Below are 11,859 nucleotides of genomic sequence, written 5' to 3'. Positions count from 1 at the left end.
GGGGTGGGTTTGCGGGACCGTAGAGCGCCATGGATGGCGCGAACGAGCTTACATGGATGTACTTGCAGCGTGTCCCGCAAACCCACACCCGCCTGCCCAGCCCAGGTACGTTCGCAGGCGACTGCTTTTGATCTTGATCTTGATCTTGCTCTTGCTCCAAACAAAAAACGCCCGGCAATGCCGGGCGTTTCTGCATTCCCAGAAAACAGGAATTACTTGATCAGGCGCAAGGTGAACGGATAACGGTAAGCCTCGCCGTTGTTCGCCTTCACCGCCGCAATGATGCAGAACACGATGTTGAGGATGCCCACCAGCGGCGCCAGCAGGCCGCCGATGATCACGATCATCAGGATGAAGCAGATGATCATCGCCAGGGTGATGGTGATCTGGAAGTTCAGTGCTTCCTTGGCCTGGTCGGTGACGAAACCCTTGCTGGCGTCGTCCTTGCTGATCAGCCAGATGATCAACGGGCCGATGAACCAGGTGAAGATGCCCAGCAGGTGCGCGGCAAGCGCCATGGTGCGCTGGTCGCTGGGAACCGGGCCGGCGCTGGTCGGCGGCGGCGGCGGGGCGGTGACGTTCTCGAATTCGCTCACGTGAAACTCCTTGTCCAGTGTATGGGTGGTGCGTGGCAGGCTCCCCGCCTGCCAAGGCAGCTGGAATAGGATACGTCAATCGTTACCGGCAACGGTCATCCGCCCGACCAGGATCGACCCCACGTGCACGTGCGAACGGCGGTCGATGTCGCTGCCGACCGCCTCGATCGCCGCGAACATCTCCTTGAGGTTGCCCGCGATGGTGATTCCATCGACCGGGTACTGGATCTCGCCGTTCTCCACCCGGAAGCCACCGGCGCCACGCGAGTAATCGCCGGTGACGCCGTTCACGCCCTGCCCCATCAGCTCGGTTACCAGCAGGCCGGTGCCCATCTGCCGCGCCATCGAGGCCAGGTCGCCCGCATTGGCCTGTACCCGCAGGTTGTGCACGCCGCCGGCATTGCCCGTGGTCACCAGGCCCAGCTTGCGCGCCGAATAGCTGCCCAGCACATAGCGCTGCAGCACCCCGCCTTCGATCAGCGACGAATCGCGGGTGGCCACGCCATCGCCATCGAACGCCGTCGAACGCAGGCCGCGGCGCAGCAGCGGCCGTTCCTCGATCGCGAACCAGTCCGGGAACAGCTGCGTGCCCACGCTGTCGAGCAGGAAGCTGGCACGGCGGTACAGCGCCCCGCCGGACACCGCACCCAGCAGGTGGCCGATCAGCGAACGCGCCACTTCCGGGGAGTACAGCACCGGCATCTGCGCGGTGGCCATCGAACGCGGGTTGAGGCGGGCCAGCGTGCGCTCGGCGGCGCGGCGGCCGATCGACGCCGCATCTTCCAGGTCCTCACGGGCCAGCGCGCTGCTGTACCAGCCGTCGCGCTGCATGCCATCGCCCTGCCCGGCGATCAGCGCGCAGCCCACCGAATGGTGGCTGCTGCGGTCACGGCCGATGAAGCCGTGCGAGTTCGCGTAGACCGACAGGCTGGTCGCAGTGGCCGCCGAGGCGCCGTCGGAATTGCTGATGCGCGGGTCGGCCTCGCGCCCGGCCGCTTCGCAGGCCAGCGCCAGGTCCACCGCCTGGTCGGCCTGCAGCGCCCACGGGTGCCAGCTGTCCAGGTCCGGGAATTCGCGCGCCATCAGCTCCGGGTCGGCCAGGCCGGCGGCCTCGTCGTCCTCGGTATGCCGGGCGATCGCGCAGGCCTGGGCCACCGTCGATTCCAGGCTGGCCGGCTGCAGGTCGGCGGTACTGGCGCTGCCCTTGCGCTGGCCGAAGTAGACCGTGACGGCGATCCCGCGGTCGCGGGTGGATTCCACCGTTTCGACCTCGCCCAGGCGCACGTTCACATCCAGCCCGCGCTCCTCGCTGCAGCTGACTTCGGCCTGGGTGGCGCCCAGCGCCCGGGCCCGGGCCAGCAGCTGCTGGGAGATGTCGGCCAGCTGTTCCAGCCGGGGCAGGCTGTCGTCGGCGGCATGGGCTTCAGGGGAGATCACGTTCAATGCTTTATCCTGTACGGGTGAGTGCCGGGCGCAACGCCGGGCACAGTTCTGGATGTGGAAAGAAGACGATGCGCGGACGCGACGAAGAAACCGGTGAATTCCTTGATATCAGCCGCAGCCAGAACCGGCGCGACGCGCTGGACGTGCTGGCCCTGGGCGAGAAGCTGGTGTCGCTGACCCCGGCCCAGCTGGCCCGCGTGCCGGTGCCGGAAGACCTGCTGCCGCACATCGCCGAGGCCAAGCGGATCACCGCCCATATCGCCCACAAGCGCCAGCTGGCGTTCCTGGCCAAGCACATGCGCCGCGAGGACGATGCCACCCTGGACGCGATCCGCGATGCGCTGGACGTCAACAGCGATACCTCGCGCCGTGAGATCGCCGCGCTGCACCGCGCCGAGGACTGGCGCGAGCGCCTGCTCAAGGACGGCGACACCGCGCTGAGCGCGCTGCTGGCCGAGTACCCGCAGGCCGACCGCCAGCAGCTGCGCACGCTGGTGCGCAATGCCCAGGCAGAGAAAGCAAAGAACAAGCCGCCGCGCGCGTTCCGTGAAATCTACCAGGTGCTGCGCAACCTGCTGCTGCCGGCCGCGTTGGGCCTGGAGGCCGCGGCGGCCGACACCGACGAAGACGACATCGGCGACGCCGACAGCGCCGAAGACTGAGCCGGGCTGGCAGGACGGGCGCATCCGGCGATCAGGCCTGGGTGCCGCCCACGGTGATGCCATCAATCAGCAGCGACGGCTGGCCCACGCCCACCGGTACGCTCTGGCCATCCTTGCCGCACACGCCCACGCCCTCGTCCAGGGCCAGGTCGTTGCCGATCATGCGTACCTTCTGCATGGTTTCCGGTCCGTTGCCGATCAGGGTCGCGCCCTTCACCGGCGCGGTGACCTTGCCGTCTTCGATCAGGTAGGCCTCGGTGGCCGAGAACACGTACTTGCCGCTGGTGATGTCGACCTGGCCGCCACCGAAGTTCACCGCATACAGGCCACGCTTGACCGAACGGATCATCTCTTCCGGGTCATGCTGGCCGGCACGCATGTAGGTGTTGGTCATGCGCGGCATGGTCATGTGCGCGAACGATTCGCGGCGGCCGTTGCCGGTCGGGGCCACGCCCATCAGGCGCGCATTGAGCGAATCCTGCATGTAGCCGACCAGGATGCCGTCCTCGATCAGCGTGGTGCACTGGGTCGGGTGGCCTTCGTCATCGATGTTGAGCGAGCCGCGCCGCCCGTCCAGGGTGCCGTCGTCGACGATGGTCACGCCCGGCGCCGCCACGCGCTCGCCGACACGGCCGGCATACACGCTGGTGCCCTTGCGGTTGAAGTCTCCTTCCAGGCCATGCCCGACCGCCTCGTGCAGCAGCACGCCGGGCCAGCCCGGGCCAAGCACCACGGTCATCACCCCGGCCGGGGCCGGGATGGCTTCCAGGTTGACCAGCGCCTGGCGCAGCGCTTCGCGGGCGAAGGCTTCCGGGCGCCCGTCGGCGAACAGCTCTTCGTAGCTGTAGCGGCCACCACCACCGGAATAGCCGGATTCACGGCGGCCGTGCTGCTCCACGATCACCTGCACGTTCAGCCGCACCAGCGGGCGGATGTCGCCGGCCAGCACGCCGTCGCTGCGCGCGATCAGGATGGTGTCCACGCCACCGGACAGGCTCACCATCACCTGCTGCACGCGCGGGTCGGCCGCGCGCAGGAAGCGGTCCAGGCGCTTGAGCACCTCCACCTTGGCTTCGTTGCCCATGCCATCGATCGGGTCCAGCGCCGGGTACAGCGCGCGTGCATTGCCGCGCACCAGCGAGCGCGCCGGCTGCGCCCCGCCCTCGCGGGAAATCGCGCGCGCCGAGCGCGCCGCGCCCAGCAGCGCATCGCCATGGATGTCGTCGGAATAGGCGAAGCCGGTCTTCTCGCCGGCAATGGCGCGCACGCCCACGCCCTGCTCGATGGAGTGGGCGCCGTCCTTCACGATGCCGTCTTCCACGCTCCAGCTTTCGCGGCGGGCGTGCTGGAAGTACAGGTCGCCAAAATCGATACCCGGCCCCAACAGGGTGCCAAAGGTGCGTTCCAGGCCGCCGGCGTCCAGCCCGGCGGGCAGCAGCAGGCGGTCTTGGGCAAGGGTGAGTGCGTTGTCGGTCATGGTCTTGATCTGTGGGCGCGGGCCAATATCGCAAGCCATGCGCAGAAATGAGGGGTCAACGTGGTGCGTCGTCGCGGTCGATCACTTCGACCTTGGGTTCGGCCCAGGGGCCGGTCACGCGGTAGGTCTTGGCACCGATCTCGCCCAGCGGCTTGGACAGCACCGCATTGGCGGCCGCGCCCACCGCCGCGCCCACCGGCCCGCCGGCGACGGCGCCGACCACGGTGAGCAGGTTGCCGGCGCGCGGGTTGACGTCGATGGTCTGGTCGAACTGCTGGCGACGCAGGTCGGTGCGGCCGCGGATGCTGATGTTGGCGGCCGGGCCTTCGATCAGCACCTTGTCTGTGGTGGCCATGCCGTCGGCGAACGCCAGCGTGCCCTCCACCTGGTTGAACGCAAAGCCCTTGGAGAAGAAATCGCGGAAATCGAACATCAACCGGCGCGGCAGCTGGGTCACGCTGAGCAGGCCCAGCACGCGGCCGGCGCCCGGCTCCAGTTCCAGCAGCTGGCCATTGCGGGCATGTACCTGCATCTGGCCCTGCAACGCGCCCAGCTGGAAGTCCGATGGACCGCCCTGCCAGCCGGCATCCAGGCTGATCTGGCCCTGCCCGCCGCGCAGCTGGCCGCCGTAGTCCAGGTTCTGCATCAGCCCGCCCAGGTCTTCGCTGTCGACCTTGACCTGGAACTGGGTGCGCGCAGCTTCGCCCATGCCCAGCCAGCGGCCCTGGATGTCGATCACCTGCTTGGGCGCACGGAACTGCAGCTGGTCCACGCTCAGCCCGTTGCCGAACGGGCGCGTGCGCAGCACGGCCTGGCCCAGCCGCGCCTTGCCGAACTGCAGGTCGTTGATGTCCAGCGACAGCGGGGGAATCTTCGCCGGATTGGTGTCGTTGGCGCTGGCCTGCACCCGCGCCGGCAAGGTGGCGTCGGCCGGCAGAACGATCGCGGCGCCATCGCCGGGCACCTTCACCGGGGTCGGCAACGACTGCCAGTGCACCCGGTCCAGCTTGCCGACGATGGCCGCACCGTCGGCGTTGGGCACGCTCAGGTCGCCCGACAGCGAGGGGCCGTCCAGGCGCACGTCCACCCCGCTCGGGTTCGGGCGCAGCTGCAGGCGCGTCTGCGGGAATACGCCGCCCACCAGCAGCAGCTGCCCGACCTGCACGTCCACCTGGCGCAGCGGCATCGGGTCGGCATCGGGCGTACCGCCGGGCGAACGCGCCAGCGCGATCCAGTCCAGGGCGTCCAGCGAGCCGCTGCGGCCATTGACCACCAGCCCGCTGGCGGGCGGGTCGCGGTCAACGGTGGCGCTGCCCAGCGTGACCTGCACGCCGGTCTTGTTGTCGTGGGTGCGCGCGGCCAGGGCCAGGCGTTCGCCGAAGGCCACGTCAACGCGCCCGGCGCCCATCGGCAGCTGCGCCTTCACGGCGGTGGCCAGCGGCACCTCGGCCGGCTTGTCCAGCGGCGCCGGCAGGTCCAGCCGGGTGCCGACCAGGTCCGAGTGCAGCGTCAGCAGGGTCGGCGCTTCGGTCCTGCCGCCCGGCACCCCCTTCGGCAGGGTCACCCCGATCGTCCAGCGCGAGGTGCCTTCAATGTAGGGCTTGAGCCAGGCCAGTTCCGGCGCCCGGTCAAGCAGCTGCCCGGCACCCAGCGACGCGCCCAGCTCGGCTTCGAAGGCGTGCTGCGGGTCGCGCGCGTAACCGCCGGCGCGCAGGCTGAGCTGGCCGTCCTGTCCCAGGTGGCGCACGGCCAGTGCTTCGGCCCCGAATCCGTCCTGGCTGTACTTCGCCTGGCCGCGCATCGCCTCGAAGGTCAGGTCGAAGCGCTTGTCCGACAGCGTGGCGCCGTCCAGGTCCACGGTGCCCTGCAGGTGCCCGCCGCCCTCCTCGTGGTGCAGCGGCTGCAGCAGGTCGAAGGTAACCGCCGCCGGGCCCTTGGCGGTGAGGTTGTCCAGCGAATCGGCGTAGGTCTTGTGCAGCGGGCTCTGCTTGAGCATGGCCAGCAGCGCACCGGCGTCGCTGCGGCTGGCCGCCTTCACGTACAGCTGCGAGGCGCCGAAATCGGCGATGCCCGCATCGAAGTGGTCCACCGCCACCCCGGCCAGGTCACCACGGCCGTGCAGCTCGAAGCCCGGGCCGATGAAGGCGATATCGCCCTCGACCTTGTTCATGGTGGGCCAGTCGCGCTGGAAGCGGATGTTGCCGTTGTCGATACGGCCGGTGGCCTCGAAGCGACCGTTGTTTCTGCTGAACGGCCAGTCTTCCAGGTCGCCGGTGACCAGCCCGACACCGCCGCGCACGTAACCACCCACCAGCGCCGCGTCCAGCCAGTCGGTGGCCGCTTTGCTCATCTTGGAATGGATCCAGAAGCGCTTGGCCGCAGTCATCGGCACATCGTCGAGCTTGGCCGCCAGCTGCATCCACGGACGGGTGCCATTGCCCTGGAACCACATGGTGCCGCGCACGTCGGCGGCATAGTCCGTGCCCTGCACGCGCAGCGCCGGGGTGCCGATGCGCCAGCCACCGCCTTCATCGCGCCAACCCACCATGCTGCCGGCCAGGCGGACGTCGTGGCGCACGCCGAACCCGGTGGGCCAGTCGAAATGCATCACCCGGGTCGGCTGCAGGTCGAGCCGGAAGCCGTTGGCATCGCCGTCGAAATGGCCGCCCACGCCACTCAGGCCCGGCGCATGGCCGGCGGCGGCGAACTGGATCTCCTCCAGCTCACCTTCAAAACTCAGCGGGCCATCGCGCTCGCCGGCGAACCGCACGCGGCTCATGCGCACCTGCGGCGCGGCGTCGTGCAGCCAGCTGCGCAGCCCGGCATCGATCCGGTCGGTCAGCGCCAGCCCGCGCAGCAGCGCGGTGGCGTCGATGTTGTCGCCGGCCAGGGCCATGTGCTGGCCGCCGGCAATCAACAGCCCATCCAGCTTCTCGGTGCGCCCTTCCATGCCGATCCGCAGGCGCGGTGCATCGGCCCGCCAGCCGCCCTGCACCCAGCGCCAGCGCGCGCGCAGCTGCAGGGAATCCAGCTGCAGTTGCGGGCGCCCGCCATCGGCCAGCCGCGCACCGCGCAGCTGCACGCCGGCCAGGTCGGCATCGGCGGTGACCATCACCGGGCGGCGGTCGCGCAGGTCCACCCAGGCATTCAAGGTGCCGGTGCCCTGCTGCAGGGCCACGCCGCCGAACTGCAGCAGCGACGCCCACGCACGGAAGTCGGCCGGGTCGGCGGCCAGCCAGGCCTGCCCGTTGCCGTGGGCGCGATCGAAGTCCACCACCGCGGTCAGCGGCGCGGCGTTGAGATCGGCCCACGCGCGCGCGCCCACCGCCAGCCGCTGCCCGTTCACCCGCAGCCGCAGGTCGATGCGCGGCAGCTCGGTCTGTACGTTCAACGACGGCGCATCCACCCGCAGCCGGCCGCCGATGACCTGCAGTTCACCCAGCCGGCGCAGGGTATCCAGCGGATCGCCGCCGGCCTTGGATTGCGGCAGCCCCTGTACCGACCAGCGGCCATCCGGCGCACGCTGCAGCACCAGGGCCAGGCCGCGCAGGCGCAGCTCGGTCAGCGAACGGCCCGGCAGCAGCCCGGAATACATCGAGACCTGTACTTCAGCCTCGCCGATGCGCAGCCCCTCGCCTTCGCCGATGCGCAGGCCCTTCAGCGCCAGCAGCGGCCCCCGCCGGGTCCAGCGCGTCTGCAGCTGGTCGAAACGCACCGGCTGCCCGGCACGCGCACTCAACCACCCGGCCACTTTGTCCGGGTGCCGTTCGGCCAGCGGCAGCACCTGGCTGACGCTGCCCACCAGCACCGCCACACATACCAATACGATCGCCATGGCATAGACAGCATGGCGGCGAATCCTTCGCAGTCGCAGGCGCAGCGGCGCGCTCATCGGGTCCCGCAGGCGCCGGCGCACCACTGCGCGGGCCGGCTCAGGTCACAGCAGCACGACATCGAACTGCTCCTGCAGGTACTGCTCGTCAGCTTGGAATCGGATCGACTTGCCGAGGAATTCCTCCAGTTCGGCTACCGCCGAGGATTCCTCATCGGTGATCCGCGCCACGACCTTGGACGAGGCGATCACCAGCAGGCGTGCGGCATCGAACTGGCGCACCGCCCGGGTGATCTCACGGAAGATTTCGTAGGTGACCGTTTCGGCGGTCTTGATCGACCCGCGCCCGCTGCATTCCGGGCACGGCTCGGACAGCTGGCGCTCCAGGCTTTCCACGGTGCGCTTGCGGGTCATCTCGACCAGTCCCAGCGGCGAGAACTCGTAGACCGTGGTCTTGGCATGGTCGCGTGCCAACGCCTTCTCCAGCGTGCGCAGCACCTGGCGGCGGTGTTCGGCGTCATCCATGTCGATGAAGTCGATGATGATGATCCCGCCCAGGTTGCGCAGGCGCAGCTGGCGTGCCACCGACTGCGCGGCCTCGAGGTTGGTGCGGAACACCGTTTCCTCCAGGTTGCGCTGGCCCAGGAACGAGCCGGTGTTGACGTCGATGGTGGTCATCGCCTCGGTCTGGTCGATCACCAGGTAGCCGCCGGATTTGAGCGGCACCTGCTTGTCCAGCGCGCGGCCGATCTCGTCCTCCACCCCGAACATGTCGAAGATCGGGCGGTCGCCGCTGTACAGCTCCAGCTTCTCGGCCAGCACCGGCATGTACTTGGCCACGAAGGCCTGCAGCTGGGTGAAGGTCTCCTTGGAGTCCACCTTCACCTTGTCCACGTCCTTGCGGATCAGGTCGCGCACCGAACGCAGCGGCAGGCTCAGGTCTTCATAGATCACGCTGCACGGGGCCGCCTCGCGGCCACGGCGCTCGACCACGTTCCAGACCCGTGACAGGTAGGCGATGTCTTCGGCAATCGCCTCGGCCGGCTGGCCTTCGGCGTTGGTACGCACGATGTAGCCGTAGCCGCCGTGCTGGGCCGACAGCTCGGTGACCAGCGTCTTGAGCCGGGCACGCTCGGCCTCGTCCTCGATCCGCGCCGACACCCCGACCACCTTGGACTGCGGCAGCAGCACCATGTAGCGCGAGGGAATGCTGATCTGGGTGGTCAAACGCGCACCCTTGGTGCCGATCGGGTCCTTGACCACCTGCACCACGATGTCCTGGCCGTCGCGCAGCAGCTCCACGATCGGCACCGACGACGGCGGCGGCAGCGTGGTGCCCTCGGTATCGGGGCTGGCCACCGGGGCCGGGCGCACCACGTCGTTGGCGTGCAGGAACGCGGCGCGCTCCAGCCCTACCTCGACGAAGGCCGCCTGCATGCCGGGCATCACCCGCTGCACTTTGCCCTTGTAGATGTTGCCCACCACCCCGCGGCGCCAGCCACGCTCGATGTGCAGCTCCTGCAGCATGCCGTTTTCGATGACCGCCACGCGGGTTTCGCGTGGGGTGACGTTGACCAGGATTTCTTCAGACACGGGCGACTCCCTTCGATTCAAACGCCTGCAGCAACTGCTCGGTCTGTTGCAGGGGCAAGCCCATGACACCCGAATAGCTTCCCGCCAGGTGGCGGATATAACGTTCGGCCCCGCCCTGGATGGCGTAGGCCCCGGCCTTGCCCATCGGCTCGCCGCTGGCCACGTAGGCGGCAATGGCCGCCTCGTCCAGCGCGATGAAACTCACCTCCGACACCACCATCACCGCCTGCTCGGCGCCGTCGGCGACCAGCGCCGCGGCGGTCATCACCTGGTGGGTGCGGCCGGACAACCGGCGCAGCATGGCGGCGGCATCGGCCGCGTCGACCGGCTTGCCGAACACCTCGCCGTCCAGCACCACCTCGGTGTCCGCGCCCAGCACCACCGCGTCCGGGTCGCCGGCCACCACTGCCAGCCCGGCACGGGCCTTGTCGATGGCCACGCGCCGTACGTAGTCCTGGGCGGTTTCCCCGGCGGCCCGTACTTCGGGCACGTCCAGGTCCAGCGCGCGGAACGGTCGGTCCAGGCGCGCCAGCAGTTGGGTTCGTCGGGGCGAACGAGAGGCAAGATAAAGCATCGCGGAAGCATAACCTGCGGGCCCTGTCTGAATCGCGAGCAACGGCTCCGAATCGTGATCAACCCCGCTGGACCTCACCAGACGTTCATCGCTCCGACACCAACCTCAACGCCTTCACATGGAGATGCATATGCGCCGCCCGACCCTGTCCCCGCTGCTGCTTGCCCTGTCCCTTGCCCTGGGAACCTCGATGACCGCCCACGCCCAGTCCCAGCCCGCCATCGCCGTGCCGGCCGACAGCACCCTGCTCAACATCTCGGCCAACGCCGAAGCCCGCCGCGTGCCCGACGTGGCCACGCTGTCGGCCGGCGTGGTCACCCAGGCCACCGACGGCAACACGGCCATGCGCCAGAACGCCGAACAGATGGTCAAGGTGCTGGCCGCGATCAAGGCCGCGGGCATCGCCGAGCGCGACGTGCAGACCAGCGGGGTCAACCTCAGCCCGCAGTACCGCTACGCCGAAAATGAAGCGCCGAAGATCACCGGCTACCAGGCCAGCAACACCGTCAGCCTGAAGGTGCGCGACATCGCCAAGCTGGGCAAGGTGCTCGACGCGCTGGCCGCACAGGGCGCCAACCAGATCAACGGCCCGCAGTTCGAGATCGACCAGCCCGAACCGGTCTATGACGAAGCCCGCCTGGCCGCGCTGAAGAAGGCCCAGGCCCGCGCCGAGACCTACGCCAAGTCGCTGGGCCTGCGCGTGCGCCGCATTGTCAGCATTTCCGAAAGCGGCGGCGGCAACTTCCGCCCGGTGATGATGCGCGCGGCAGCCGCGCCGATGGCCGCCGATGTCTCCACCCCGGTCTCGCCGGGCGAGTCGACCGTATCGGTCAACCTGGACGTGGTGTTCGACCTGGGCCGGTAAACGCCAGCCAAACGCCCACACCACCCCTGACTTCCGGCCCGCGTCGGGCTGCGGTATTGCTGTCATTGCGGGGCCGCGGCCCCTGCACGTTGATGTTCCCGCACGCACATCTGGCAAGGAGAGTGGAGCATGGTCCGTACGCATCCCCCGGGGGTCCCGCTGCAAATCGACGTCCCGCGCGTGCTTGGCTGGAGCACCGCGCTGGCCTTGCACCTGCTCGCCCTGATGCTCCTGCTGATTCCCGCCGCCTATGTGGCCGCCCCGCTGCCACGCGAACGCACGGTGGTGAACCTGATCGCCCCGCCGGTGCCGCAACCGGAACCGCCGCCGCCGATCCACCCGCAGGAGCCGGTGCCGGTGCGTGCGCCGACCACCACCCCGCGCGTGGCGCCGCTGCCGCCGCCTACCGCCACCGCCGACGACGTGCTGGCCGTGCCGCCGCTGCCCGCCAGCGACGTGCAGACGCCGACCCTGGCCCCGGTCGAGCCGACGCCGGCGGCCTCCGGTGACGGCGTGCAGCTGCAGTACCGCACCGCGCCGCCGCCGAGCTACCCCATCGCCGCCATCCGGGCCGGGGAGCAGGGCACGGTCACCCTGCGGGTGCAGGTCGACGCCGACGGCAAACCGGCCGCCGTGTCCATCGAGCGCAGCAGCGGCTCGCGGGCGCTGGACAATGCTGCGCGGCAACAGGTGCTGCGCCACTGGCGCTTCGTGCCGGCCCAGGTCAACGGGCAGGCCGTGCCGGCCGTGGGCTTGGTGCCGGTGAGCTTCTCGCTGCCGCAGTAAGGTCAGTGCTGCGGGGTCCCGGACCCGGGAC

At 69.4% G+C, this 11,859-nt stretch carries 9 protein-coding genes; 3 read left to right on the top strand and 6 right to left on the bottom strand.

Annotation, left to right across the window (positions count from 1 at the left end; translation table 11 throughout):
- Positions 1-212: 212 nt before the first annotated feature.
- A complete protein-coding gene (locus QMX79_RS17200; protein WP_282247824.1) occupies positions 213-596 on the bottom strand; it encodes a DUF4870 domain-containing protein in 384 nt (127 codons plus the stop codon).
- A gap of 75 nt (positions 597-671) precedes the next feature.
- On the bottom strand, positions 672-2,039 hold the full coding sequence (gene pmbA, locus QMX79_RS17195) for a metalloprotease PmbA (RefSeq protein WP_282247823.1): 1,368 nt from the start codon (positions 2,037-2,039) through the stop codon (positions 672-674).
- A 68-nt stretch (positions 2,040-2,107) separates the two neighbouring features.
- On the opposite strand from pmbA, the gene yjgA reads away from it, so the two are divergent.
- Positions 2,108-2,701, top strand: coding sequence for a ribosome biogenesis factor YjgA (yjgA, locus tag QMX79_RS17190; protein ID WP_282247822.1), 594 nt, complete (start codon positions 2,108-2,110; stop codon positions 2,699-2,701).
- 31 nt (positions 2,702-2,732) lie between these two features.
- On the opposite strand, the gene tldD is transcribed toward yjgA, so the two are convergent.
- Genes tldD through QMX79_RS17170 form a run of 4 tightly spaced genes read right to left on the bottom strand, consistent with a single transcriptional unit; the run spans position 2,733 to position 10,177 of the window.
- On the bottom strand, positions 2,733-4,178 hold the full coding sequence (tldD, locus tag QMX79_RS17185) for a metalloprotease TldD (RefSeq protein WP_282247821.1): 1,446 nt from the start codon (positions 4,176-4,178) through the stop codon (positions 2,733-2,735).
- Between the two features lie 55 nt (positions 4,179-4,233).
- Entirely contained in the window at positions 4,234-8,070 is a 3,837-nt protein-coding gene (locus QMX79_RS17180; protein ID WP_282247820.1) for a YhdP family protein, read from the bottom strand.
- 45 nt (positions 8,071-8,115) lie between these two features.
- Positions 8,116-9,603: a ribonuclease G gene (rng, locus tag QMX79_RS17175; RefSeq protein WP_068853541.1), complete on the bottom strand. Its 1,488-nt coding sequence runs from the start codon at positions 9,601-9,603 to the stop codon at positions 8,116-8,118.
- Positions 9,596-10,177, bottom strand: a complete 582-nt coding sequence (locus tag QMX79_RS17170) for a Maf-like protein (RefSeq protein ID WP_282247819.1) — start codon at positions 10,175-10,177, stop codon at positions 9,596-9,598. Before QMX79_RS17170 ends, rng begins: the two co-directional genes overlap by 8 nt.
- A gap of 130 nt (positions 10,178-10,307) precedes the next feature.
- Here QMX79_RS17170 and QMX79_RS17165 point away from each other — a divergent pair, with 130 nt between their 5' ends.
- Together QMX79_RS17165 and QMX79_RS17160 are read left to right on the top strand one after the other, a co-directional pair.
- A complete protein-coding gene (locus QMX79_RS17165) occupies positions 10,308-11,042 on the top strand; it encodes an SIMPL domain-containing protein (protein ID WP_282247818.1) in 735 nt (244 codons plus the stop codon).
- Between the two features lie 129 nt (positions 11,043-11,171).
- Positions 11,172-11,828: a TonB family protein gene (locus QMX79_RS17160; protein WP_282247817.1), complete on the top strand. Its 657-nt coding sequence runs from the start codon at positions 11,172-11,174 to the stop codon at positions 11,826-11,828.
- Positions 11,829-11,859 lie beyond the last annotated feature (31 nt).

Origin of the sequence: Stenotrophomonas sp. PS02300, from assembly GCF_029959395.1 — a bacterium.
GTDB lineage: Bacteria > Pseudomonadota > Gammaproteobacteria > Xanthomonadales > Xanthomonadaceae > Stenotrophomonas > Stenotrophomonas maltophilia_AD.
Note: the sequence above shows the minus strand (reverse complement) of the source record. Positions and strands in the feature narration are given on the sequence as shown.